This is a genomic window from Mesorhizobium sp. M0954, assembly GCF_040319155.1.
In the GTDB taxonomy this organism is placed as follows: domain Bacteria; phylum Pseudomonadota; class Alphaproteobacteria; order Rhizobiales; family Rhizobiaceae; genus Mesorhizobium.
The window spans coordinates 15256-41461 of the sequence record NZ_JAMYNR010000025.1; the positions used below are offsets into that span (position 1 = coordinate 15256).

General features: G+C 63.4%; 13 protein-coding genes and 1 pseudogene. 8 read left to right on the forward strand and 6 right to left on the reverse strand.

Translation table 11 applies throughout. The features are described 5' to 3' along the window. Window positions 1-10: 10 nt before the first annotated feature. From NKH93_RS26190 to NKH93_RS26205, 4 genes are all read right to left on the reverse strand, one after another. Entirely contained in the window at window positions 11-1045 is a 1035-nt protein-coding gene (locus NKH93_RS26190) for an ABC transporter permease (RefSeq protein ID WP_352453204.1), read from the reverse strand. A 221-nt stretch (window positions 1046-1266) separates the two neighbouring features. Then, window positions 1267-2919 carry an ABC transporter substrate-binding protein gene (locus NKH93_RS26195; RefSeq protein WP_352473524.1) on the reverse strand — a complete coding sequence of 551 codons (1653 nt, stop codon included), beginning with the start codon at window positions 2917-2919 and terminating at the stop codon, window positions 1267-1269. A gap of 260 nt (window positions 2920-3179) precedes the next feature. Next, window positions 3180-9233, reverse strand: coding sequence for a translocation/assembly module TamB domain-containing protein (locus NKH93_RS26200; protein WP_352973463.1), 6054 nt, complete (start codon window positions 9231-9233; stop codon window positions 3180-3182). After that, entirely contained in the window at window positions 9233-11158 is a 1926-nt protein-coding gene (locus NKH93_RS26205) for an autotransporter assembly complex protein TamA (protein ID WP_352820318.1), read from the reverse strand. Before NKH93_RS26205 ends, NKH93_RS26200 begins: the two co-directional genes overlap by 1 nt. A gap of 273 nt (window positions 11159-11431) precedes the next feature. Between NKH93_RS26205 and NKH93_RS26210 the strand changes: the two genes are divergently transcribed. The 7 genes and pseudogenes from NKH93_RS26210 to NKH93_RS26240 all read left to right on the forward strand — a co-directional run bounded on the left by NKH93_RS26210 (window position 11432) and on the right by NKH93_RS26240 (window position 24104). Beyond that, window positions 11432-16912, forward strand: coding sequence for an alpha-2-macroglobulin family protein (locus tag NKH93_RS26210; RefSeq protein WP_352973470.1), 5481 nt, complete (start codon window positions 11432-11434; stop codon window positions 16910-16912). Window positions 16913-17113: 201 nt separating this feature from the next. Then, a pseudogene (gene pbpC / locus NKH93_RS26215) lies at window positions 17114-19197 on the forward strand (penicillin-binding protein 1C). A gap of 9 nt (window positions 19198-19206) precedes the next feature. Continuing rightward, window positions 19207-19938, forward strand: coding sequence for a M15 family metallopeptidase (locus tag NKH93_RS26220; RefSeq protein WP_352922312.1), 732 nt, complete (start codon window positions 19207-19209; stop codon window positions 19936-19938). 218 nt (window positions 19939-20156) lie between these two features. Then, window positions 20157-21185: a sulfate ABC transporter substrate-binding protein gene (locus tag NKH93_RS26225; RefSeq protein WP_352473515.1), complete on the forward strand. Its 1029-nt coding sequence runs from the start codon at window positions 20157-20159 to the stop codon at window positions 21183-21185. An 18-nt stretch (window positions 21186-21203) separates the two neighbouring features. Then, on the forward strand, window positions 21204-22055 hold the full coding sequence (gene cysT, locus NKH93_RS26230) for a sulfate ABC transporter permease subunit CysT (RefSeq protein WP_352473514.1): 852 nt from the start codon (window positions 21204-21206) through the stop codon (window positions 22053-22055). Continuing rightward, window positions 22048-22932, forward strand: coding sequence for a sulfate ABC transporter permease subunit CysW (gene cysW / locus NKH93_RS26235; RefSeq protein ID WP_352922315.1), 885 nt, complete (start codon window positions 22048-22050; stop codon window positions 22930-22932). The genes cysT and cysW overlap by 8 nt, the downstream gene beginning before the upstream one ends. 131 nt (window positions 22933-23063) lie before the next feature. Beyond that, a complete protein-coding gene (locus NKH93_RS26240; RefSeq protein WP_352465240.1) occupies window positions 23064-24104 on the forward strand; it encodes a sulfate/molybdate ABC transporter ATP-binding protein in 1041 nt (346 codons plus the stop codon). Between the two features lie 14 nt (window positions 24105-24118). Here NKH93_RS26240 and NKH93_RS26245 read toward each other — a convergent pair whose 3' ends face one another. Together NKH93_RS26245 and NKH93_RS26250 are read right to left on the reverse strand one after the other, a co-directional pair. Continuing rightward, window positions 24119-24517 carry a type II toxin-antitoxin system VapC family toxin gene (locus NKH93_RS26245; protein ID WP_502893814.1) on the reverse strand — a complete coding sequence of 133 codons (399 nt, stop codon included), beginning with the start codon at window positions 24515-24517 and terminating at the stop codon, window positions 24119-24121. After that, on the reverse strand, window positions 24517-24789 hold the full coding sequence (locus NKH93_RS26250; RefSeq protein ID WP_352473543.1) for an antitoxin: 273 nt from the start codon (window positions 24787-24789) through the stop codon (window positions 24517-24519). Before NKH93_RS26250 ends, NKH93_RS26245 begins: the two co-directional genes overlap by 1 nt. Window positions 24790-25073: 284 nt before the next feature. On the opposite strand from NKH93_RS26250, the gene NKH93_RS26255 reads away from it, so the two are divergent. Further along, the gene (locus tag NKH93_RS26255; RefSeq protein WP_352473511.1) at window positions 25074-26060 is read left to right on the forward strand and encodes a sulfate ABC transporter substrate-binding protein; all 987 of its coding nucleotides are present in this window, start codon (window positions 25074-25076) and stop codon (window positions 26058-26060) included. Window positions 26061-26206: the final 146 nt, after the last annotated feature.

The window sequence follows — 26206 nt, forward strand, 5'->3', positions numbered from 1 at the left end:
GCCCGGTCTCCTATTGAACTCTGATGCGCGGATTGAGGAACGCGTAGCCGACATCGGAGATGAGCTGTGTGATCAGGACGATAAACACCGAGACCAGCGAGCAGCCGAGCAGAAGATCGATGTCGTTGTTGCCGGCGGCCTCGACCAGGGTGTAGCCGAACCCCTGGTAGCGGAACATCACCTCGACGATGACGACACCGGTGAGCAGCCAGGGGAACTGCAGCATGATGACCGTGAATGGCGCGATCAGGGCGTTGCGCAGAGCGTGCTTTATCACCACGCTGCCGAAGGAGAGGCCCTTCAGCCGGGCGGTTCGGATATATTGCTGGGTCATCACCTCGACCATCGAGGCGCGGGTCATGCGAGCGATGTAGCCGATGCCGTAGATCGCCAGCGTCATCACCGGCAAGGTGAAATTATAGAAGGTGATGCCCTGGCTGGCCGAGGCCGCCGAACCGTTCAGCACGCCGAGCCAGGAGGCAAAGATCACGGTGAAGATGACGCCCGAAACATATTCGGGCGTCGCCGTCGAGGCGATCGAAGCCACCGACAATGTGCGGTCGGTGCGTGAACCCTCGCGCATACCGGCGAGAATACCGATCAAAAGCGAGATCGGCACCATTACGGCCAGCACGCAGAGCATCAGGATGCCGGTGGCGCTGAGCGCCGGAAAGAGTTTCGAAGCGACCGTCGTCTTGAACTTGGTCGAGCAACCGAAATCGCCTTGCAGGATGCCGGAGAATGTCGGCACGACCGGATCGTTGCAGAAGGAGAAACGCTGTGCGGGCTTGCCGGTCGCCGGGTCGGTCACCGGCTGCTTGGGCATGATGCCCAGCCATTGACCGTAGCGGATAAAGAAATTCTGCCGATAGCCATGGTTGACCAGCCAAGCCTCAAGCTGCTCGGCGGATGTGTGCATTTCGGTCTGGCTGATCGCGAGCTTCTTCAGATTAGGCCCGAGATTGACCAGGAAGAAGACGATCATCGTCAGGCACAGCATCGTCACTGCCATGGTGCCGAGACGCCTGATAACGAAAGAAAGCATGGCGGTCCCCTGCCGGTCGGGTTGGGGGGTGGAACCGGTTTGCAAGCCGTGCGCTGCCGCCAGCGGCAGAACAAGCCTTCAGACCAGTCCCAGATGCAATACCCTTTTTATTGCAGACCCAGGCCGAAGAGTCCGCAACTTTTTGCTGCGCCGACTTCCGGTCCAAGGACCATGCAAAGAGCGAGGGAAAGGGGCGAGACGCCCCTTTCCGGATCGTCCGGTCAGGCCTGGTCGAGCCAGACCTTGCCGTAGTCGCGCTCGAAGGTCGGGTGCATCTTGTAGTTCTGCACCGCCTTGACCGAATGGCTGTAGAGCTTGCGCCAATAAGGCTGGATGATAATGCCGGAATCCTGCAGGATCTGCTCGATATCCTTCATCATTTCCTTGCGCTTGGCGGCGTCGGCAACTGCCAGCGCAGCGTTGAGCTTGGCATCCCACTCCGGATTCGACCAGGCCGTCTCGTTCCAGGCCTCACCTGTGCGATAGCCGATCGCCAGAACCTGGACGCCGAGCGGCCGCATGTTCCAGTTGGTCATCGACAGCGGATACTTCGTCCAGTCGTTCCAGAAGGTCGAACCCGGCAGCACCGTACGCTTGACCTTGATGCCGGCGTCGCGCATCTGCGCGGCGATCGCATCGCCTGTGTTCTTGTGCCAGTCTTCGTCGACCGTGATCAGTTCGTGCTCGAAATCGGCCTGGCCGGCTTCGGCCATCAGCGCCTTTGCCTTGGCCGGGTCGCGAGCAATCTTCGGCAATTCATAGTATTCCGGATGGATCGGAGCGACATGGTGGTTTTCGGCAACCGTGCCGGCATTGCCGTAGCCGAGCTGGAGGACGACATTGTTGTCGACCGCGAGCTGCAGGGCGTTGCGAACCTTCTGGTCGCCGTAAGGCTTGTTGGTCACATTGGTACGGCAGACGATCGTCGAGGCGGTGACGATCTCCGACTTCACCAAATCCATGCCGTCGAGGATCGACACATAGTCGGCCGACGTCTCGAAGTTGGTGTGCACCTCGCCTGCCTCGAAAGCGCTGACCATCGCCGCCGGATCGGTGCCGTAGTCGATGAACTCGATGCCGTCGAGGAAGACGTCACCATCCCACCATTTGTTGTCTTCGCGGCGCTTGTAGACCACTTTCTGGCCGACATCGTAGGAGACCAACTCGAACGGGCCGGTTCCGATCGGGCAGGACTTGAAGTCGCCGCCCTTCTCGTCGAAGGTCTTGTGGACGATAAGGCCGGGATAGTCGCACACGTTGGGAATGAGGGCGATATCCGGCTTGCTGAGCGTCAGCTTGACCGTGTGATCGTCGACCTTGGTAACCGCGCTCTCATCCAGCTTGTCATCCTTGACCAGCGAACCGAGGCGACCGGGCATGGAATTGCCTTCGGCTTTCTTGTCGGCCCAACGCTTGAGGTTGAAGATGACGTCGTCTGCGGAGAACGGATCGCCGTTGTTCCAGGTGACGCCCTTGCGCACATGCAGCGTGTATTCGGTAGCGTCGTCATTCACGTCCCAGCTCTCCAGCAGATAGGGGCGGAACGTGTATTCGGTGGTGTATTTGACAAGCGGCTCGAGCGCCTGGCGCTCGGCATTGGCGATTTCCGACCAGTCGGCCTTGCGCGGATCCTTCGGATCCTTGATCCATTGCGCGACCTTCAATACGCCGCCTTTCTTGCCCTGGACCTCTTCCGCCTTGGCCGGCGTCGGGTCTGCAAGGCCAAGCATGCCATAGGCCATCGCCGTCGACGCGCCGAAGACGCTGGCGAGAGCTAGAAATTCGCGACGATCCATCTTGCCTGCCTTGGCGTCTTCGGCCATGGCCAGGATGTGATCGGGAACGCGGTCGCCGTTACTCTTGTAGATCGTCATGACTTACTCCCATTGTTGGCTTTCTGCCTTTTAACATTCCGCATCCTCGCCATGATGTCAAAGACGGCAGGGATTGGGAACATGCCAAGGAATGTGCAACTTTGAAAGCAGGGCGGTTCGCGCGATAACGACAGTCTTGGCGCAAATTTGCTACTGCGCCAGGGATTTCGTCCGAAATCCCCACAGGCAATTAAACTGGGACATTCGCCGCTGCGCCACTCGTTCTCAGGCAACCAGTTGTTCTGCGCGAACGGCCGGTTTCAATATTCCCGTTCGTAGAAAACACCGCCTTTTGCTTCGCCGGCGTCGGTTGCCTCGCCACGCAGCTTGACGCCGCGTCCAACGTCGAGATCGACGGTTGCCTTGCCCGAGCCCGGCCTGTCGCCCTTCTGGATCGTCACATAGGTGCGGTCGTTGAGATACTTGCCCGCCGAGACGGCGGTGCCGCCCTGTTCGTCGGTGATCACGTCGAGATCGTCGACGCCAATCGCACTGCGCAGGTTCTGCAGCAGGGAGGTCGAGCCGCCGACGCCGGCTAGTTGTCCGGCAGCCTCGGCAAGCTGCGCGATCTGCAGCGGCGACAGGTTCGACATCGAACGGCCGAAGATCAGCTGCGCCAGCACCTCGTCCTCCGGCAACGCGGGTACCGAGGAGAAGGTGAATTTCGGGTTGTTCGCCTCGCCCGACACCACGATGGTCACGGTGGCGCTGGTCGTCTTCGATTGCGCCGTAAGATTGAGGTAGGGCACCAGAGAGCCGGAAAAGCCGACGGAGCCTTCGGTGAAGGTCAGCCGCTTGGCAAGGATCGTCAGCCGCCCGCGCCGCAAGGTGAAGGTGCCGACCGCCTGGGGTGACGATGCCGGACCGGTCAGCCGCAGCGAACCGCCGAGCTCGGCGTCGACGCCCCTGCCCTGGATGAAGATCTGGCTCGGCGCGTTGACCGTGACGTCGAGGTTGAGGCCGCTACCTCCACCGCCGCTGCTTGCAGCGGCCGGGCGCAACGCCTTGTCCTGCGCACGCACGGCTGCCGGGGCATTCTTGTGCTTGACGTTGAGCTCGGCCAGCGAGCCGGGCAGCTTTTCGGGTACGGTGATGACGGTCTTGGCCAGGTTGACGGTACCGGAAATTACCGGCGCGGAGGTGAGCGGTCCCTTGACGGTCAGGTCGCCGCCGAGATTGGCGGTGACCACCTTGCCGTCGGTATAGCGGCCGTCGACGAGCTTGATCGACAGATCGGCCGGAAAACCCTTAGCCGGATCGATGCCGACGGTGCCGCTGGCCGAAAGGCTGCCGCGCGTCGACAGCGTGCCGGTCAGGCGATTGATCCTGGCCACGCCGCCACCGATGGCGACATCGGCAGTGATATCGTTGATCGCAAGCCCCGAGCGCGCGTCGAGCAGGCGGGCGCCTGACGTGTGGACCGTGCCTGAGATCACCGGCGACGTCGCCGGGCCGCGCACCTGCACATCGACGTCGGCCGTGCCGCTCAGGGACAGGCCTTGCGCGGCGAGTGTCCTGGTGAGGAAGGCGAACGGCACCTTGCCGGAAAAGTTGAGATCAAGGGTGGGCGCGCCTGATGTCGTCATCGTGCCGCCGCCCTTGAGGCCGAGGCCGGCGGCATCGCTCATGTTGGCGTCGAAGGTCAGTCTGTTGCCCGAATACGTACCTGAGGATGAAACGCCCATGCCGGCGAAACCTGCACCACGGGTCTGCGACGTCTGAACGCCTGCGGCGTCGATCTTGAAGGCAACGGCCGGATTGGCCGGCGCGCCCGTCACCTTCACCGTGCCCGAGATGGAACCGGCGGCATCGAGGCCCGGCGAAAAACTGTTGGCTATCGAGATCGGGACGCGGGCCAGCGTCGCGTTGAGGTCGAACGCCTGCCCAGCCTTGCCCGTGACCGTCGCCGTGCCGCCGCCGAGGTTGAGCACCAGCCTGTCGAGGCTGGTCACTCCATTGGCGATGTTGATGGTCGAGGCCTGGGCGATGGCCGCCTTGATGCCGCGGATGGTCGCCTCGCCGGAGGCAAGTTCGACCGTCGTCGTGCCCTTGACCGCCTTGACCCGGCCGGCCGCCCTCAGCGGAATATCCTTGACGGTGGCGCCACCGGAAAAGCCGGTCCATTCGCCGTCGCGCTTGAGATCGACGTTGACGCCCCGAATAGCCGTTCCGCCGGAAGTTACGCTGTCGGCACGGATTTTGCCCGAGATCACCGGTGCCGCCAGATAGTTGGCGATCAGCGCATCGATGCTCACGGCCTTGGCCGAGACATCGCCGCGCGAGATCGAGGCCGTCGTCGCCTTGACGGCGACTTGCGGCACGGTACCCGCCTTGGAGAAGGCGATCGTGCCGCGCACATCGCCATCGGCCTTTTCCAGTGCCAGGGCCGCAAGCGGACCGATATCGGGCAGGTCGAGCGCCACGGTGCCGGCCGGAACGAAGGCATCGTCGAGCGCCAGGTCGCCGGAGATACGGTTCTTGCCGAGCGACAGCAAAAGCCCGTTGATGGCGCGTTTGCCGTCCGATGTCGCCAGCACGGCGCTGCCCTGCAGCGGTTGGCCGCCGACATTTCCGGTGAGTCGCACATTCGCAGCCGGGTTGGCGGCATCAGCCTTGCCGGTGGCAGTGAGCTTCAGACCGGTGATCTCGCGCGCCGCGACCGAAAGCCTGTCGCTGTTGACACTCAGCGACAGATCCGGCGCGGTGCTGGCGCCTTGCGCATTCAGCGCGAAAGAGATGGCGCCTTTGGCGTCCTTGGATAGCAGCGAGACGTCGCCTAGCGCGCCTTTGACGTCGGCGCTGAGCTTGTTGTTGTCGGCAAGGCTCGCCTGGCCGTCTGCCGTCAGCGAACCGGACGACAGCCTGACAGTATTGGCGGTGACATTGCCATTGGCGTCCCGCTTCAGCGCGGCACTGAATTGCGTTCGCTCGGCGAGCACGCCACGTACCGCCCCCGGCAGTGCCGCCGAGGCGGCGTCCGCCTTGACATTGAGGTCGATGGCGCCGTCGGCCAGCGAGACCCGCCCGTTGAAGCCGCTGTTCAACGCGTCGCTGGTCACCGTGCCGCTATCGATGACGATGGCATCGGCGGCAAGGCTGCCGGCGAGTTTGGCGGTGACCTTGCCGGCGATCAGCGGCGCGATAGACGGATTGTCGAGGCCGATTTTTTCGGCAATCACGGTGCCGGAGATCGGCCCGCTCCGGGCTTTCACGTCAAAGCGATCGGAGTGCAGCGCAAGCGTGATGCCCTCGATCATAGCTAGATTGGTGGCGGCCGATGGCAGCGTCGCGGAAATGTCGAGCTTCGGCTGGGCGCCCTGCCCGGCCGCCGTTAGCGATATCGCCTGCAGCTCGAGCTTGATCGGGCTCTCCTTGCTGCCAAGCGACAACGGCAGGCTCGGACCGGTAGAGGCCAGGTCGAGCGAAAAATCGCTGGCACCGTTCGGATTGAGGGTGCCGGCTGCCTTGCCGGAGATTTTCTCGCCGGCAAGCGTCGCCTGCTCGATGGCCAGGCCGCTGGCCGACGAGAAACGGCCTGCCGCATCGAGATCCAGCGGCCCGAGCCCAGCCTGCCGGGTCTGGCTGGTTTCGGCGCCGCTGAGCCGGGCGGTGAAGCGAATATCTGGGGCAGCCGACGATCCGGTGACCTGCGCGGTGCCGCTGAGCGCGCCCACGGCATCGAGACCCGGTGAAAAATCATTGGCAAGCGCTGCCGGCACCGCCGACAAGGTGGCAGTGAGATCGAGCGTCTGGCCAGCCGTACCCGACACGGCAACCGAACCACCACCGACACCGAGCGCCAATTTCTCTATGCTCACCCTGCCATTGGCGATTGTCAGCGCTGATGGCTGCGCGACAACTGCCTTGATGCCGCGGATGGCCGCCTCGCCCGAGGCAAGCTCGATGCTGGTGGTGCCGTTCGCAACCCTGACCCGCCCGGACGCGCTGGCCGGAATGCCGGCGACCGTGGCGCCGCCGCTAAAGCCGGTCCAGTCGCCATCGCGCTTCAGGTCGACATCGATGCCGCTGATCACCGTGGGTCCGGAGGTGATCGTGTCGGCCTTGATCTTGCCGGCGATTGCCGGTGCTTTGAGATAATTGGCGACCAGCGCGTTGACGGCGATTGTCTTCGCCGCCAGTTCGCCGCGCGAAATCACGGTGCTCGTCGCATCGATCGCGACCGTCGGCGCTCCGTTGTCGTTCGCAAAGCGGATGGTGCCGCGCACGTCGCCGGCTACCGACTGGCCTGTGAGTGCGGCCAGCGGAGCAATATCGGCGGCATCGAGGGTCAACGTGCCGAGCGGCAGCAGGTTGTCGTCGAGCCCGAGGTCGCCGGAGACCTTGTTGTCGGCTAACGAGACGGCAAGTCCATTGATGGAGCGCTTGCCGTCGGTTGTGACCAGCGATGCCTTGAGGTCGAGCGGCTGGTCGTCGACCGAGCCGGTCAGCGAGACATCGGCGGCGGGACTGGCGATATCGGCCTTGCCGCTCGCGCTCAGCCTGATCTGCTTCACCGTATGGCCGGACGCCGTCAGGCTGTCGCTGTTGGCCGAAACCGAGAAATCCGGTGCGCTGCGCGCGCCGCTTGCGGTAAGCCCGAAACCGACGGCGCCGCCGACGTTGGCGCCGACCAGCGGCGACAGCACCGACACGTCGCCCAGCGTACCCTTGATATCGGCTCGGATATCGGTGCCTTGCACACTGGCGGTGCCGCTGGCGCTAAGCGTACCGGAGGTGAGTTGCAATGCGTTGGCGGCGAACGCACCGTCCGGGTCGCGTGTCGCGGTTGCGGAAAACTGCACGCGCTCACCGAGAACCGAGCTGATTTGCGGCGGCAGCGCCGTCGAAGCCGCGTCGGCATTCATCTTGAGCGTCATCGACAGATCGGCAAGCGCCACTGTGGCTGTTACGGACGCATTGAGCGCGTCGCTGCGTAGCGTGCCTTTATCGACGACAATCTGTTCCTTGCTGACGGAGCCGGCGAGACCGGCGCTGACCCTGCCCGTTATCAGCGGCGCCAAAGTCGCGACGTCGGTGTTCAGGCCGGCCGCCGTCAGCTTGATGGTGACCGGCCCGCTACGGTTCTGGATGTCGAAACCATCGGAATGCACTTGCCCGATCAGGTCGTCCACCCGCGTGCCGCCCGCCACCACCGAGACCAGCGACGCGCCGATATCCATCATCGGCGCCTTGCCATCGCCGAAAGCGCGGGCCGTGGCATCCTTGATTGCCACGGTTATCGGTTGCGCCTCGCTGCCGAGGCTGAGCACGATCGGCGGCCCCTTTGCGGCGAGCTTCACCGAAAGGTCGCTGGCGCCGTTCGGATCGACAATGCCGGCGGCGGTCGCGTGCAAGGCGCCGCTGTCGATATTGGCGCGCTCGACATCGACGCCGCCGGCCGCGGTCGCCGTGCCGGCGAGGTCGAAGGTGGTCTTGCCGGCAAACAGCGGTTTCAGGGTTTCGGGCAGGAAGCGCTCGAATTCGCCATCGCCGTTGGCCTCGACATAATGACCCTTGTCGGTGAGCTGATGGCGACCGGTAAGCTGGGTGACGATCCGGCCGTCGACAACGAAGGTCCCGATGCCATTCCAGTTGGCGAGCGGTCCGGTGCCGGAAACGACAATGTTGACCGGCGGCGCGCCCGGCAGGTTGAGCAGGTTGGCGATGATGCCGCCGGCCGGCTCGGATGCCTTAAGGTCGAGGTCGAGCTTGTTGTCGGCCGGCGCGAAATGGGCTTTGGCGTCGACCGTGCCTTGCTTGCCGTCGTGGCGAACGATGTTGAGGTTGGTCTCGATCGCCAATGGAGAGGCGTCCGCCTTGAGCGCTCCCTTGGCTGCAAGTTCGGCGACACCGCTGCCGGCCAGAGCCTGCCCGAGCGCGATTTCGGGAAGGTCGAGTTGCCTGACGTCGATGGAAACCGGCAGCGTCGTCGCTCCGCTTTGGCTCGGCTGTGTATTGGCCACCGGCAGCCTTGCCAACTCGATACGCTCGGCCCCAATGCGATCGGCGCTGAAGCTCTTCGACAGGAGTGCCAGCGGCGACCAGTCGACGGCCACGTTGCGCGCCACCATCCAGGCGCCTTCGCGATCCTCCAGAACGACATGATCGACCCTCAGCGCGCCCGACCAGATACCGTCGATGCCGACGACAGTCACCTTGCGGTCGCCGGTCGAGGCCATGGTCGAGATGATGCCGGCAAGCTTTTCGCGGCCGCGCTCGGTTTTGGTCAGCACGACGAGCGCCCCCACCGCCGCTGCCACGACGATGAGCAGCGTGTAAAAAAGGATACGGAGGATGCGCCTGAATATTGCCATCAGAATGCCTGGCCGATGCCGGCATAAATGCCGAAATGAGGATCGTCGGGGCCGCGGTTGAGCGGCACCGCCGCGTCGACGCGCAGCGGCCCGAACGCCGTCAGATAGCGCAAGCCTACACCCGCGCCGACCTTCATGTCCGAAAAATCGGGGACCTGCCTGGTCGACACCGTGCCGGCATCGACGAACGGCACGACGCCGATCTTGTCGGTGACGGCGATGCGCATCTCGACCGAGGTCTCAAAGAAGGAAAGCCCGCCGATCGGTTCTCCATTGCTGTCCTTCGGGCCGATGCCTTGATAGGCATAGCCGCGCACCGAACCGCCGCCGCCTGAGTAGAAGCGTCGATCTGCCGGAACATCTTGAAGACTGGCGCCGATGATGGAGCCGATGGCGACACGTTCGGCGAAAACGAATTTCGAGGCCGAATCGAGTGACTGGTAGGCCGACCCCTCGCCCTTCAGCTTGACAAACGCAGCCCCGCTCAAAATGTCGTAGCTCGGCTCACCATAGGCCAGCACCCTGAAGCCCCGGGTCGGATTGAGCTTGCTGTCGCGATTGTCGTAGACATATTGCAGTGGAATGCTGGCGATCAGATAGGTGTGCTTGCCGAAAGCGTCGTGGATCCTCGAATAATCCAGCGCGACTTGCGCGGAAACCGTCTGCTTCTTGTCCAATTCGTAGGATAGGCCGGTGCTGCCCTTGACCGAGAAATGGTCGTAGGCGTCGGGGTGTTCCAGCACGGTATTGACGCTGGCAATGAATTTCGACGCCGGCCCGACCACGCCCGGCTTTTCGAACATGACGCCGGCATTGTAATTGAGCTGGGTCAAGTCGTTGCTGCCGATGCCGCTGATCTTGCCGTCGATGCGCAGCTTTTCGGCGCGGCCAAACAGATTGCGATGCCCCCAATAGCCTTCGAGGCCCAGCCCTTCGGTGTTTGAGAAGCTGCCGCCAATGCCGAAATAGCGCGGCTTGCGTTCGCTTACCTGGACACCGATCGGGATGTTGCCCTCGGCGTCGAGTGCGTCGGCTTCCTTCACCGTCACGCTGTTGAAGACCTCGAGCCCGAGCAGCCGGTCGCGCGCATCGTCGATCTCATCGGGCGAATATTGGCGACCGCGCTTAAGGCCGGTCATATATTCGGTGAAGTCGCGGTCGACCTTTTCCGTGCCCTCGACAGTGGTGTCGCCATAGCCGGCGACCGGGCCGGCCGCGACGGCAAGCGTCACGTCGAGCGTCGAACCGGCGTGCTCGGCGACGATCTCGCGGCCCGTCACCTTGGCCAGCGGCCTGCCTTCTTGCTTGAGTGCCCGCACGATCGCCGCCTCGGCCTTGAGCACGGCGCCCGAACTGGCGTCACCGCCGGCGATCAGACCGAAATCGGCACTTGCCAGCCCCGCCGCATCGCCTTCCAGTCTGATGTTGCCAAGCGTGAATTTCGGCCCGGCTGCTATGCGTATCACCACCGGTATCGGCTGCGGACCCGAAAACTCGGCATCGGGCGGCAGATCGTCGAGCGGCTTGCCCTGAATAGTGATGGTGACGACACCCTCGTAGCGGGCGTCAGTGTAGAGTGCGGCAACAAGTTGCTCACGGTCACTGCGCGCCTTGGCCAGTAGGCCGAGAGAACCGGATACCGGATGTTCCTCGTCGGCCTTCAGCGCCGAGGCGTTTTCGAGCTTCTCGGCGAGATCCTTGTCGGCGTCCGGCGCCTCGATCGTCACCGCATAGCGCAGCGGGTCGACGATATCGGCATCTTCGTCTTTGGATCCCCACAGCTTGATGCCGAAAATCTCGAAGGCTGCCGCACTTCCGGTTTCGGCAACAAGTGCCGTAGAGCACAACAATGCGAAAAGCAGGGCGCGCGAAAGCGCGCGCCGTGGCGCGGTTCCTCCCGACATCTGCCTTTCATACGCCGGCATTACGCTCCTAGCCTAGCTCGCAAACCTAAAATTGGAATGAAGTTCTGAAGCACTCGTAAAGGGGCCACAATCCAATTGCTGAAATAGACAGGGCTTGGAACTCACACCTTCTGCGTCGCCGCAAGAAAGCGTGATCCCCTGTCCTATGGAGCTACTACCGGTCACCGGCCGGAAAGCAAACGGTTGGCAGGCGGATCCTGCCGCGTCCCGATGTTGACAAGCGCGACTGAAGCTTGAAGATTTCTGGACGTAAGCACTTGTCTGGAGGGGTTTATGGCAATGCGCGCGGCTCGTGGTCTATCGATTCTTTTCCTTCTCTTTTTTGCCTGGAGCGGTGTCGCGCAAGCGGCCGAAGCCCGGCGGGTGGTGACATCGGACAATTCCGACTATTTCGGTTTCGATCTCAGATCCGACCAGAATGTCAGCCTCGACCAGTGCAAGACCACCTGCCTCGGCGACCCGGCCTGCCGCGCCTTCACCTACAACCTCAAGGCCAAATGGTGCTTCCTTAAATCCGATTACAATTCGTTGAAACCCTTCGGTGGCGCCGTCGCCGGCAAGGTCGTCAACATCGATGGCGATCCCGACATCGGCGCGCCACCCGAACTCGCCTTCTTCCCCAACTGGATGGCCGACCAGGCCCAGCAATACCGCAACAAGCTCACTGGCCCGACCTACACCAAGCCGACAGAAGGGCTGACCGCGCTGAGGGCCGCCGCCGAACAGTCGGCGCTGACGGGCGACCATCGCTCGGCCATGCACAAATACGAAGCGGCGGTTTCGGTGTTGCCTTATGATGGCCAGCTCTGGCTCGAGCTGGCGCGCGAAACGCTTGCCGTCCATCCGACCGCCAACAGCTCGGAGCCGTCGACCCTGCCGGCGAACGCCACTTCCGCCGCCTTCAACGCCTACAAATTGCTGCGCACCACCAAGACGCGCGCCGACGTGCTGGCGCTGCTCGGGGACGGCCTTGATCGCCGCGATCTCTACAGGCCGGCTCTGCAGGCCTACGAGGCGAGCCTCGCTCTCGTCAATTCGCCGGCAGTCAGGGCCGCCTATCAGGATCTCAAGGCCCGCAAGGGCTTCCGCGTCATCGATCATACCGTCGATGCCGACACCAGCGCGCCACGCATCTGCGCGCAGTTCTCCGAGGAACTGGTCAAGACCGGCGTCGACTACTCGCAGTTCGTTACTGTCGACAACGCCGCTCCCAAGGGCGTCGAAGCCAAGGACAAGCAGATCTGCGTCGAAGGACTCGAGCACGGCCAACATTATGACGTGACCTTCCGCGCCGGCTTGCCGGCCGCCATTGGCGAGGTCACCGCGGCACCGGTGGTTCTGTCGATCTACGTGCAGGACCGCGCGCCTTCGGCCCGCTTCACCGGCGATAGCTTCGTGCTGCCCGCCGGCGCACGCCGCGGTATACCGGTCGTCACCGTCAACATGAATGCCGCCCAAATGAAGCTCTTCCGCATCGGCGACCGCTCGCTGGCCCAGCTTCTGTCGGGATATCAGTTCCTGCGCCAGCTTGACGGCTACGACATTTCGAACATCTCCGAACAGATGGGCGAGCCGGTCTGGCAAGGCCAGCTCGACATCGCCAACGACCTCAACAAGGAAGTCACCACCTCCTTCCCAATCGACGAGGCTTTGCCGAAGCGCAAGCCCGGCGTCTATGTGCTGACCGCACAAGCCGTCAACGATCGCAGCGACGACTATGATTCGCACGCCACGCAATGGTTCGTCGTCTCCGATATCGGCCTGTCGACCTATACCGGACAGGATGGGCTGAACGTCTTTGCCCGTTCGCTCGCAACCGCCAAGCCGATCGCCGGCGCCGAGCTGACGCTGCTGGCCAGGAACAATGAAATCCTCGGCACCGCGACCACCGACGCGGAAGGGCGGGCGATGTTCAATCCCGGCCTGACGCGCGGCGACAGCGGCATGGCGCCGGCCGTGCTGATGGCCAAACAGGGCGACGACGATTTCGTCTTCCTCGATATGGGCCGCGCCGGCTTCGACCTGTCCGACCGTGGCGTCGCCGGACGGCCGGCACCTGGCGCGCTCGACGTCTATGCCTGGACCGAGCGCGGCATCTACCGCGCCGGCGAAGATGTCCATGTCGCGGCCCTTGCCCGCGACAGTGCCGCCAAGGCGGTCGAGAACCTGCCGCTGACCTTCATCTTCTCGCGGCCCGACGGCGTCGAGGACCGCCGCATCGTCAGCGACGGCGCATCGGCCGGCGGTCACGCTGTCGACCTGCCGCTGGAACCCAACGCCATGCGCGGCACCTGGACGGTGGCGATCCATACCGATCCCAAGCAGGCGGCGGTCGCCAGCCAGATGTTCCTGGTCGAGGACTTCGTGCCGGACCGCATCGAGTTCGACCTGTCCTCCGACAAGCAGGAGATCGCCCAGGGCGAGACCGCCAACATTACCGTCGACGGCCGCTTTCTCTACGGCGCGCCGGCCGCGGGCCTCGCGCTCGAAGGCGAATTGACGCTGTCGACCGCCCGCGATTGGGACCGCTTCAAAGGCTATTCCTTCGGTCTGGCCGACGAACAGTCGGCTGAACCGACGGTGACGCCCTTCACCGGCCTGCCGGTGGTCGGCGAGGACGGCAAGGCGACTTTCCCGGTCTCCGTCGATCAATTGCCATCCACCACCAAGCTGGTCGATGCAAAGGTCACTGTCAGGATGCGTGAAACCGGCGGCCGTGCCGTCGAGCGCTCGCTGAATATCGGCATCCGCCCGCAGGGCCACATGATCGGCATCCGCCCGGATTTCGACGACGACGAGGTGCCGCAAGGCGGCACGGCCAAGTTCAGCCTGATCGCTGTCGACCCAGACGGCAAGCGTGAGGCGCTGAAGGGCGCGCAGTGGTCGCTGGTCAAGGTCGAGCGCAGCTACCAGTGGTACCGCTCGAGCAACTCCTGGAACTATGAGCCGGTCACCTTCACCAAGGCGGTGGCCAACGGCCAGGTCGACCTGAGCGCCGATGGCGAGGCGACGGTGTCGCTGCCGGTCGACTGGGGCCGCTACCGGCTCGAGATCGAGACAGCGGATCCGGAAGGCCCGGCCACCAGCTACGAGTTCGACGCCGGCTGGTATGTCAGTTCCACCACCACCGAAACGCCCGACGGCCTAGAGATCGCCCTCGACAAGGATACCTATGCGGCGGGTGAAGTGGCCAAGCTCAAAGTGTCGCCGCACTTTGCCGGCGAGCTGCTCGTCACCATCGGCACCGACAAGCTCCTGAAGACCGTCACCGCCAGCGTGCCGGCCGGCGGCAGCACCGTCGACATCCCGGTCGGCGACGACTGGGGTGCCGGCGCCTACGTCACGGCAACGCTGTTCAGGCCGGGCGATGCGCAAGAGACGCGTATGCCGGCGCGCGCCATCGGCGTCAAATGGCTGAAGCTCGATCCCGGCTCGCGGAAGCTTGCCGTCAGCTTGGCGCCGCCGGACAAGACCATGCCGCGCCAGCAGCTGTCGATCCCGGTGGCCGTAGCAGGCGTGCAGCCCGGCACCAACGCCTATGTCATGGTCGCGGCCGTCGACGTCGGCATCCTCAACCTGACCAACTACAAGGTACCGGATCCGGAGAACTGGTTCTTTGGCCAGCGCATGCTCGGTCTCGACGTTCGCGACATCTATGGCCGGCTGATCGACGGCTCGCTGGGCACAACCGGTAAGCTGCGCACCGGCGGCGACGGCGCCAACATGCAATCGCAAGGCAGTCCGCCGACCGAAAAGCTGGTCGCCTTCTTCTCCGGCCCGGTCCAGCTCGACTCCGACGGCAAGGCGCGGATCGACTTCGACATACCGCAGTTCAACGGCACCGTGCGCGTCATGGCCGTCGCCTGGACAAAGGAAGCAGTCGGCCATGCCCAGTCCGACGTCATCGTTCGCGATCCGGTGGTGATCACCGCCGGCCTGCCGCGATTCCTGGCGCCCGGCGATTCCGCCGTCATGCGGCTCGATGTCGCCGACACCGACGGCCCTGCTGGCGACTACAAGCTGACCATCGACACGACGGGCGACCTGTCTACCGGCAGTGCCGCCTTGCCTGAAAAGCTGACGCTGGCCAAAGGCAAGCGGCAGACGCTGACCGTGCCGTTGATTGCGCGGACCGCGGGCAACGCCTCGATCACCATCAAGCTTGCGCATGCCGACGGCACCGCTGTCGAGCAGACGCTCTATGTGCCGGTGCGCCCAGCGCAACTGCCGGTGACCACCCGCATGGTCGTCGACCTCAAGGGCAATGGCGGCGCGCTGCGCGTCGACAAGGAACTGCTGGCGGCAAGCCTGCTCGATGGCGCTTCGGTCAGCGTCGGCGTTTCGCAGGCGGCTGCCTTCGATGTACCGTCGCTGCTGATGACGCTCGACCGCTATCCCTATGGTTGCGCCGAACAGACCACCAGCCGCGCCATGCCGCTTCTCTACGTCAACGAGATGGCTTCCGGCATCGGCATGGCCAGCGACCCCGATCTGCATGGCCGCGTCCAGGACGCTATCTACAAGGTGCTGAGCTACCAGGCATCGGCCGGCAGCTTCGGCCTGTGGGGTCCGGGTTCCGGCGATCTGTGGCTCGACGCCTATGTCACCGATTTCCTGACCCGGGCGCGCGAGCAGAGATACGACGTGCCGGCTTTGGCGATGAACCAGGCGCTGAGCAATCTGCAGAACGCGATCGGCTACGATCAGGACGTCCAGGATCGCGGCAGCGAGATCGCCTATGCGCTCTATGTGCTTGCCCGCAACAAGAAGGCCTCGGTCGGCGATCTGCGTTATTATGCCGACACCCAGCTCGAAGCCTTTACCAGCCCGATGGCCGTCGCCCAATTGGCGGCGTCTCTCGCGCTCTACGGTGACACCCAGCGCTCGGAGGCAACCTTCCAGGCCGCGCTGCAACTGGCCAAGTCGACGCCCGAATATGACTATTACCGGTCCGACTATGGCTCGCCGCTGCGCGACGGCGCGGCGATCCTGGCGCTTGCCGCGGAAAGCAAGCCGGTGCCGACCATCGTGCCGGCGCTGATCCAACTAGTGACCAGGGAACGCGCCGACGCCAGGTGGACCAGCACACAGGACGAGTCCTGGATGCTGCTTGCGGCCCGCGCGCTGAAGGCCGGCAATGATTCGATCGCACTGACCGTCAACGGCGCACCGCATGCCGGCGGCTATGCGGACCAGATCGCCGGTGGCGACCTGGCCGACAGTCCGCTGACCATCGTCAACACCGGCAGAAATCCGCTGCAGGCGGTCGTCACCACCGTGGCCTCGCCGATCCAGCCTCTGCCGGCCGCCGGCAACGGCTTTACCATCAGCCGTACCTACTACAAGCTAGACGGCACAGAGGCCAACGTGACGGAGGTCAAGCAGAACGAACGCTATGTCGTCGTGCTCAAGGTTTACGAGCAGAACACCTGGCCTTCGCGACTGCTGATCACCGACCTGTTGCCGGCCGGCTTCGAGATCGACAATCCGGGCCTGGTCTCCAGCGCCCAATTGACGAACTTCTCCTGGCTGGCGCAGACCGATGCCGCTCATCTCGAATTCCGCGACGACCGTTTCGTCGCGGCTTTCAATCCCAACGACGGCGACGGCGACCGCAACATCACGCTCGCCTACGTCGTGCGCGCGGTGACGCCGGGCACCTATGCCCACCCGGCGGCAACGATCGAGGACATGTACCGGCCGCAATATTCGGCCCGCACCGCCACCGGCATGATGGAGGTCAAGGCGCCGTAAGGATAGGAATATGGCGGTGGCGCTGCCCCTCATTGCCCTGCCGGGCATTTCTCCCCGTATAGAGACGGGGAGAAAGAGCCATGCGCCGAAGTTTTCGCCGAACTTTAACGTCGCAGAAAAGGCGCCAAGGGTCGCGACAGCCCCCTTCTCCCCGTCACTAAACGGGGAGAAGGTGCCGGCAGGCGGATGAGGGGCGGCGCCATGCTCTCCAGAAAATTCCTGCGCCGAGCGGCCATCACGGGCATTTCCTTGGCCGGTCTCGCGGCAATCACCGCCTTCGGCCTCTGGCAGCTCGACCGCGCATTTCCGCCGCCGCTGCCGGCTGCTTTGACGGTCTCGACCGAGGTGCAGGACCGAGACGGCCAGCTGCTGCGCGCCTTCGCTACGCCGGATGGCTACTGGCGGCTCGCTACCAGCCTGGACCAGGTCGACAAGCAGTTCGTCGACATGCTGGTCACCTATGAGGACAAGCGTTTCTGGGATCATCAAGGCGTCGACGTGCTGGCACTGGCGCGTGCCGCCGGCCAGTTCGCGGCCAGCGGCCATATCGTCTCCGGTGGTTCGACGCTGCCGATGCAACTCGCCCGGCTGATCGAACCGCGCGACAGCCGCAGCCTCGGCTCGAAGATCAAGCAGATGCTGCGCGCCCTCCAGATCGAACGGCGGCTTTCCAAGCGCGAGATCCTCGAACGCTATCTGACGCTGGCGCCCTATGGCGGCAATCTCGAAGGTGTGCGCGCCGCTTCGCTTGCCTATTTCGGCAAGGAGCCGAAACGGCTGACGGTCTCGGAGGCGGCCCTGCTCGTCGCTTTGCCGCAATTGCCGGAAAAGCGGCGCCCTGACCGCAACCTCGACGTCGCCCATGCCGCCCGCGACCGCGTGCTGACCCGCATGGTCTCGGCAGGCCTGCTCGGCGAACGTGAGGCCGCGCGTGCCGCGCTCGACGATGTGTCGGGGCTGCGGCGGACCTTGCCGGCGCTCGCTGCCCATGCGGCCTATACGATGCTGTCCAAGGCCATTCCCGGCCAGAAGCTGCAACTGACGATCCGCAAGAGTGTCCAGGAAGGGCTGGAGCAGGTGGCCAAGGATGCGGCCGCCAGGCTCGGCCCTCGCCTCTCGGTGGCCATGGTACTGGCCGATGCCCGTACCGGCGATATTCTTGGTGAGGTCGGCTCTGCCGATTTCTTCGATGCCAGCCGTTCGGGCTGGATCGACATGACCAAGGTCGTTCGCTCGCCTGGCTCGACGCTGAAGCCGTTCATCTACGGCCTCGCCTTCGAACAAGGCCTGGTGGCGCAGGAGATGCTGATCGAGGACAGCCCAGCCGATTTCTCCGGGTATCGGCCGAAGAACTTCGACATGGGCTATCAGGGCGATGTCAGCATCAGGCAGGCGCTGCAATTGTCGCTCAACGTGCCGGCGATCCGCGTGCTCGACGCGGTCGGCCCGGCCCGGCTGATGGCACGCTTTCGCCAGGCCGATGTGACCCCTATCCTGCCCGTCAACGAAGCGCCCGGCCTGGCGATCGGCCTCGGCGGCGTCGGGGTGACCCTGCGCGACCTGGTCCAACTCTATGCCGGCCTTGCCAATGGCGGCAAGGCACACACGCTGCATGACGGCACCGAGCCGGCGAATGCCGAACGCTCGACCACCACCATCCTCGACGGGCAGGCGACCTGGCAGATCACCGACATCCTGTCAGGCGTCAAGCCTCCCCAGGGTGCCGTCCAACGCGGCATCGCCTACAAGACCGGCACCTCCTACGGCTATCGCGACGCCTGGTCGGTCGGCTTCGACGGCCGCTACGTGCTCGGCGTCTGGGTCGGCCGCCCCGACGCCGGTGCGGTGCCCGGCCTGTCCGGCTATGTCTCGGCTGCGCCCATCCTGTTCGAAGGTTTTGTCCGTTCCGGCCTGGCCGCCGTACCACTGCCGAGCCAGCCGTCCGGCGTCCGAAACGCGAGGAGCTGCCGGTGACGCTGACGCGCTTCGGCGCCGGCACCGATGGGCTGGTGCAGGCGACGCCGACCGAACCTGCGCCAACCATCATCTTTCCGCCCGACGGCGCTCGCGTCGATCTCGGCACTTCCTCGGCCGACGCCTCGCCGCTGGTGCTCAAGCTGCAAGGCGGCCGCGCACCATTCCGCTGGCTGGCCAACGGCAAGCCGCTGGTCGGCATCGACCGGCGGCGCACCGCGACCTGGCAGCCGGACGGCGCCGGCTATTCGACCCTGACCGTGATCGACGCGGCGGGACGCGCGGCCAGTGTGAAGGTTTTCGTCGAGTGAAAGTTTCCCTTGAATAATTTCCGGCAGGTGATTCAGGGGATTGGGTTTTACGTCTTGCTTTCGGGCGCCGGTATTTCCTCGGCCTTTGCTGACACCCTCCCCGCCGGCTTTGTTCGGCTAGCCGACATCGATCCCAATATCCGGCAGGATATCCGCTATGCCGGCCTCGAGAATTTCCTGCATCGCAAGGTAAGCGGCTACGATGCGCCGGCATGCATCCTCACCAGGCAAGCGGCGCAAGCGCTTTCGGCAGTGCAGAAAGCGATTGCCGCCGAAGGACTGACGCTGGTCGTGTTCGACTGCTATCGCCCTGCACGGGCTGTCTCCGACATGGGTGACTGGACAAAAACGAGTGGGCCACCGGACGCGCAATGGTACCCAAAGGTCAAGCGCAAGGATCTCATCGCCAAGGGCTATATCGGCGAACTGTCCACCCATTCGCGCGGATCGACGGTCGATGTCGCGATCGCGCGAGCCGACCGCAAGAGCGCTCCGAAACCGGCCTGCGGCGCGACCGATGCCGACACGCTCGATTTCGGCACGGGTTTCGACTGTTTCGATCCAGCGAGCGAAACGGCTCACCGACCGATAGCCAGTGAAGCGGCGGCTAACCGCAAAAGACTTGTCGAGGCGATGCGTGCCCGCGGCTTCAAGAATTACGCCCGCGAATGGTGGCACTTCACGCTGGAGAACGAGCCGTTTCCAAAAGAGCGCTTCAACTTTCCCGTTACCGCCGAATAGCCGGTCGCAACCTTCGGGCGCGACGCAGCCATTGCCGAAGAGCTAGCCGTCTCTAGATAATCGCGTCGGGATCGCAATCATGGTCCATGCGGGGAAAATAGTTTCTCGCATCGCCGAAACTGGGCGAAAAATTGCTTCAATAGGCCAAAAAAGGCAACATTGAATGCATCTAAATTCTATCAATTCGGTAGATTGGCGCGAGTTCAACGGAGGCGGAAATGACCAAACCTCATTTCAGGAAACTGCTCGGCGCACTGGTCGCCACATCTGTCCAGTTCGGCACGCTCGGTTTCGCGTTTGCCGACACCACCATTCTCAACGTGTCCTATGACCCGACGCGTGAGCTCTACAAGCAATTCGATGAGGCCTTTGTCGCCCACTGGAAGGCCGAGACAGGCGAGACCGTCACCGTCCAGCAGTCGCATGGCGGATCCGGCGCCCAGGCGCGCGCGGTGATCGACGGGCTCGACGCCGACGTGGTGACGCTGGCGCTCGAAGGCGACATCAACGCCATTGTCTCGAAAACGAAGAAGATCAATCCCGACTGGCGGACGAAATTCGAAAACAATTCGGCACCCTACACCTCGACGATCATCTTCCTCGTCCGCAAGGGAAACCCCAAGGGCATTCATGATTGGGGCGATCTGGTCAAGGACGATGTCCAGGTGATCACGCCCAATCCGAAGACCTCCGGCGGCGCGCGCTGGAACTATCTTGCCGCCTGGGCCTATGCCAGCGCCAAGGATGGCGGCGACGAGGCCAAGACCAAGGAATTCGTCGGCAATCTCTATGCGCATGTCCCGGTTCTCGACACCGGTGCGCGCGGCGCCACCGTGACCTTCGCGCAAAAGGGGCTGGGCGACGTGCTGCTCGCCTGGGAAAACGAGGCCTATCTGGCGCTCGACGAGTTCGGCGCCGACAATTTCGATATCGTCTACCCGCCGACCTCGATCCTGGCCGAGCCGCCGGTAGCCGTGGTCGACGCCAATGTCGACGCCAAAGGCACGCGCAAAGTTGCCGAAGCCTATCTGAGCTACCTCTATTCCAAGGAAGGCCAGACGCTCATCGCCAAAAACCATTATCGCCCTTCGAAGCCCGAACTGGTGCCGGCGGAGGACTTGGCCAAGCTGCCTGAGATCAAGCTGGTCACCATCGACGACCCGCTTTTTGGCGGCTGGAAGAAAGCACAGCCTTATCATTTCGGCGATGGTGGTATATTCGACCAGATCTACAAGCCGGCCCAGTAGCATTTAGATCAGGACGACATGACCACAGCACCCGCCAAGGCGGGGTGGCGATTCAGGCAGCCGAGCGTCATTCCGGGTTTCGGATTGACGCTCGGCTTCTCGCTTGCCTACCTCACCCTCATCATCCTCATTCCCCTGTCCGGGCTGGTCTGGCGCTCGGCGGCGCTCGGCTGGACCGACTTCTGGGCGATCGTCACCGACCGCCGCACCATCAACGCGCTTGAAATCAGCTTCGGCACCGCCTTCATTGCCGCTGCGGTCAACGTCGTCTTCGGCACGATCGTCGCGTGGGTGCTGGTGCGCTACAGCTTTCCAGGCCGCCGCATCGCCGATGCCATGGTCGACCTGCCCTTCGCGCTGCCGACGGCGGTTGCCGGCATCGCTTTGACCACGCTTTACGCACCGAATGGCTGGATCGGAAGCCTGCTGACGCCGCTCGGCATCAAGGTCGCGTATACGCCGCTCGGCATCGTCATCGCGCTGATCTTTATCGGGCTGCCCTTCGTCGTGCGCACTGTGCAGCCGATCATGGAGGAAATCGACAAAGAGGTAGAGGAAGTGGCCGCCACGCTCGGCGCCAATCGCTTCCAGATCATCAGCCGTGTTCTGCTTCCCGGACTGGCACCGGCCATCGTCACCGGTTTCGCGCTGGCCTTCGCGCGCGGCGTCGGCGAGTACGGCTCGGTTATCTTCATCGCCGGCAACCTGCCCTACAAATCCGAGATCGCACCGCTTCTGATCGTCATCCGGCTCGAGGAATATAATTATGCCGCGGCGACCGCGATCGCGGCGATCATGCTGGCACTGTCCTTCGTGATGCTGCTGGTCATCAACCTGGTGCAGACCTGGAGCCGCAAGCGCTATGGCTGACCCGGAGATCAAATCCTACGCGCCGCACCACGAAAGCCGCTCGGCGGCGGTAACCGAAAGCCGTCCTGCGCAAGCCGTGCTGATGGCGGTAACGTTTGCGTTCCTCGCCATCTTCCTGCTCTTGCCGCTGGTCATCGTCTTCAAGGAAGCTTTCGCCAAGGGAATCGAGGCCTACACACAGGCGCTAGGCGAACCGGATACGCGCTCGGCGATCCGCCTGACGCTTCTGGTCGCGGCGATCTCGGTGCCGCTCAACATCGTCTTCGGCATTTCCGCCGCCTGGGCGATCGCCAAGTTCGAGTTCAAGGGCAAGGCGTTCCTGACCACACTCATCGACCTGCCCTTTTCCGTCTCGCCGGTCATTTCGGGGCTTGTCTACGTGCTCTTGTTCGGCGCGCAAGGCCTGCTCGGCGCCTGGCTGAAAGCACATGGCATCGTCATTCTGTTTGCCGTGCCGGGCATCGTGCTGGCCACCGTCTTCGTCACCTTCCCCTTCGTCGCCCGCGAATTGATCCCGCTGATGCAGGAACAGGGCAATGGCGACGAGGAGGCTGCCCTGTCGCTTGGAGCCAATGGCTGGCAGGCGTTCTGGTACGTGACGTTGCCCAACGTCAAATGGGGATTGCTCTACGGCGTGCTGTTGTGCAATGCCCGCGCGATGGGTGAGTTCGGCGCCGTCTCGGTCGTGTCGGGCCACATACGCGGGCTGACCAACACCATGCCGCTGCATGTCGAAATCCTTTATAACGAGTACAATGCCGCCGCCGCCTTTGCCGTCGCTTCGCTGCTTGCCGGCCTGGCGCTCGTCACGCTGGTCTTGAAAACACTTCTCGAGATGCGCTACGGCGCCGAGATCGCCGCGACGCGCGGACACTGACAAATGCATGTCGCCCAAAAGTGTGTAGCGGTTTTTGGACAACGACATGCATAAAACAAAGATTTGATGTCGCCCAAAAGTGGGAACCGGTTTTGGGATAACGGCATGCATCAACTACAAAAGGGATTTGCATGGAAGTTCGCGTTGCCAACGTGCGCAAGGAGTTTGAGCGGTTTCCGGCCCTCCACGACGTTTCGCTCGACATCAAGTCGGGAGAACTGATCGCCCTGCTGGGACCGTCCGGTTCCGGCAAGACGACGCTGCTCAGGCTGATTGCCGGATTGGAGCGGCCGACCCGCGGAAAGATCTTCTTCGGCGAAGAGGATGCCTCCCAAAAGTCGATTCAGGAGCGCAATGTCGGCTTCGTCTTCCAGCACTACGCGCTGTTTCGCCATATGACGGTTGCCGACAATATCGGCTTCGGACTCAAGGTCCGGCACGGGCCGTCACGCCCGTCGGCGAAGGAAATCCGCCGCCGCGCCTCGGAACTCCTCAACCTCGTTCAGCTTTCCGGTCTGGAAAAACGCTATCCGGCACAGCTTTCGGGCGGCCAGCGCCAGCGCGTGGCGCTGGCCCGCGCCATGGCGATCGAACCGGCCGTGCTTTTGCTCGACGAGCCGTTCGGCGCGCTCGATGCGCAGGTGCGCCGCGAACTGCGCCGCTGGCTGCGCGACATCCACGACGCCACCGGTCACACCACGGTCTTCGTCACCCATGACCAGGAAGAGGCGCTGGAGCTTGCCGACCGTGTCGTGGTGATGAGCCAGGGCCGCATCGAGCAGGTCGGCACCGCCGACGAGATCTACGACACGCCGAACTCTCCCTTCGTCTACGGCTTCATCGGCGAATCGAGTTCGCTTCCGGTCAAGGTCGAGGACGGCCAGGTCTGGATCGCCGACCGGCCGATCGGGCTTTCCGCGCCGCACGCACCGCAAGGCGAAGCGACGCTGTTCTTTCGCCCGCACGACGTCGATCTGGTGGAAGAATGCAACGGCTGCATCGCCGGCACGGTCGCCGCCAGCCGCCGCGTCGCCGGCACCAGGCGGGTCGAGCTCGAAATCGGCGGCGAACGTCAGCGGGTCGAGATCGAATTGCCCGTCGATCATCCGGCGGCGCAGAAAAGTCGCGTGGCTTTCAGGCCGCGGCGCTGGAAGCTTTTTCCGGCTGCTTGATCCTCTATCAGGCGCTACACCAGCCAGTTCTCGATCTTCAGGCCTTTGATCCGGTTGAACTCCCCGGTGTTGGCGGTCACCAGGGTAGTTCCAAGCGCACGGGCGTGGGCAGCAATAAAAAGGTCATTCTGGCCGATGGTCTGGCCCCTGCCTTCCAGTTCTGCGCGAATCGCGCCGTACTCGGCATCCACCGGCACATCGAGCGGCAAGACGGGAATCTCAGCCAGCAATTCCTCGACCTTCTTGTGCAACTTGGCTGATCTTTTCTTGACGCAGCCATATCGCAGTTCCGACGCTACCACGATGCTGGTACACACGGCGGCGTCTCCCACGCGCAGGACAGCGCTTGCGGCTTTCCCGGCCGGATTTCGGATCATGTCGCTGACAATGTTCGTGTCCAGCATGAACCGCATCAAAAAAATTCCTCGGATTTGACAGGCATATCCTCGACTTCGGGAAAGTCTTCCTCGGCACCGGGCGGCGGCTCTTTCGCCCATTGCGCGAGCAGTGCGGTGAGGCCAGGTTTGCGGACCGGCTCGATGATCAGGCGGTCGCCTTCACGGCTGATCAAGACCTTTTCGCCGGGAAGTTCGAACTCGACGGGAATGCGCACCGCCTGGCTGCGATTGTTACGAAACAGCTTCGCCTCCTTCGGCGGGGTTGTTGAATGGCGGTGTTGAGACATGACAACAGCTCCCTTGTATATACTATTTGTATATGCCAGACAGGGCGGCGATGCAATCGCCTTGCACCGCGTTGGCCGGCCGGGAACCATCGTGCACGCCGACGGCATCGGCGCCGCTGCCAAGCTGTCCTGAGACTCTGCTTGAAAGAAAAAACCAGAAATCGCCCACAGCGGGAATATTTCTTCTATCGACAACGTGGAGCGGCCGCTCTGCGTGCCTCGTCGCGCACGATGCCTTGCCGCTATGGTCCGGCATTAAGCTCATGGCATTGGAGCCTGTTTTCATGAAGCGATTTTTGCTTGGCATCGCCACGTTGGCCGGCCTCTTCCTCGCATCCTCCCAAGCCTGGTCGGCCGACAAATTGCTCAATGCTTCCTATGATGTCGGGCGCGAACTGTTTGCGCAGGTCAACAAGGCGTTCGTCGCCGGCCACCCCGGCGTCACCATCGATCAGTCGCATGCCGGAACCTCGGCACAAGCACGCGCCATCGCCGAAGGCCTCGGCGCCGACGTGGTCACGTTCAACCAGGTCATCGACATCGACTTCCTGGTCAAGAAGGGCCTCATCTCCGCCGACTGGCAGAAGGACTTTCCGGACAACGCCTCGCCTTTCTATTCGCTGCCCTCCTTCCTGGTGCGCGCCGGCAATCCGAAGCACATCAAGGATTGGAACGATCTCGTGCGCGACGACGTCCAGGTGATCTTCCCCAATCCGAAAACATCGGGCAATGCGCGCTACACCTATCTCGCGGCCACCGCCTACGCCAAGGAAGCCTTCAAGGGCGACGATGCCAAGGTGAAGGAGTTCGTGACAAAGCTGTTCAACAACGTGCCGGTGTTCGACAGCGGCGGGCGCGCCGCGACCACCACTTTCGTGCAGCGCGAAATCGGCGACGTACTCATCACCTTCGAGTCGGAAACGCGCGGCGTCCGCAAGGAGTATGGCGAGGACAAGTTCGAGCAGGTAACGCCTTCGGTCAGCCTGTTGGCGGAATTTCCGGTGGCGATCGTCGACACGGTTGCAGACGAGCATGGCACGCGCGATCTCGCCAAGACCTATCTCGACTTCCTCTATACACCGGAGGGCCAGGACATCGCCGCCCGCAACGGCCTGCGGGCCCGGGACGCGGCGGTCGCTGCCAAATATAAGGCTGAGTTTCCCGATGTCCGCCTGCTGACGGTGGAGGAGGTCTTCGGCGGCTGGGCCAAGGTCCAGGCCGAGCACTTTGCAGCGGGCGGCCTGCTCGACCAGACTTATGGCAGCCGCTGAGGCGATCCTCCAACTTTGACAGAAGCCGGCTTGTTGGCTTCTTTGCTTTCGCGCCGCGAAAGGTGATTTCTGGCACTTTCCGGGCGCATTCCGTCCAAAAGGTTACAAAGAATCAACGCGTTTGTGCCTACCGTGAGAACGGACGG

Coding starts and splice junctions, on each gene's coding strand:
- NKH93_RS26210 (WP_352973470.1), top strand. CDS start 11,432: ATGGCAATGCGCGCGGCTCGTGGTCTATCGATTCTTTTCCTTCTCTTT.
- cysW (WP_352922315.1), top strand. CDS start 22,048: ATGGCTGACCCGGAGATCAAATCCTACGCGCCGCACCACGAAAGCCGC.
- NKH93_RS26240 (WP_352465240.1), top strand. CDS start 23,064: ATGGAAGTTCGCGTTGCCAACGTGCGCAAGGAGTTTGAGCGGTTTCCG.
- NKH93_RS26195 (WP_352473524.1), bottom strand. CDS start 2,919: ATGACGATCTACAAGAGTAACGGCGACCGCGTTCCCGATCACATCCTG.
- NKH93_RS26205 (WP_352820318.1), bottom strand. CDS start 11,158: ATGCCGGCGTATGAAAGGCAGATGTCGGGAGGAACCGCGCCACGGCGC.
- NKH93_RS26190 (WP_352453204.1), bottom strand. CDS start 1,045: ATGCTTTCTTTCGTTATCAGGCGTCTCGGCACCATGGCAGTGACGATG.
- NKH93_RS26255 (WP_352473511.1), top strand. CDS start 25,074: ATGAAGCGATTTTTGCTTGGCATCGCCACGTTGGCCGGCCTCTTCCTC.
- NKH93_RS26225 (WP_352473515.1), top strand. CDS start 20,157: ATGACCAAACCTCATTTCAGGAAACTGCTCGGCGCACTGGTCGCCACA.
- cysT (WP_352473514.1), top strand. CDS start 21,204: ATGACCACAGCACCCGCCAAGGCGGGGTGGCGATTCAGGCAGCCGAGC.
- NKH93_RS26250 (WP_352473543.1), bottom strand. CDS start 24,789: ATGTCTCAACACCGCCATTCAACAACCCCGCCGAAGGAGGCGAAGCTG.
- NKH93_RS26200 (WP_352973463.1), bottom strand. CDS start 9,233: ATGGCAATATTCAGGCGCATCCTCCGTATCCTTTTTTACACGCTGCTC.
- NKH93_RS26245 (WP_502893814.1), bottom strand. CDS start 24,517: ATGCGGTTCATGCTGGACACGAACATTGTCAGCGACATGATCCGAAAT.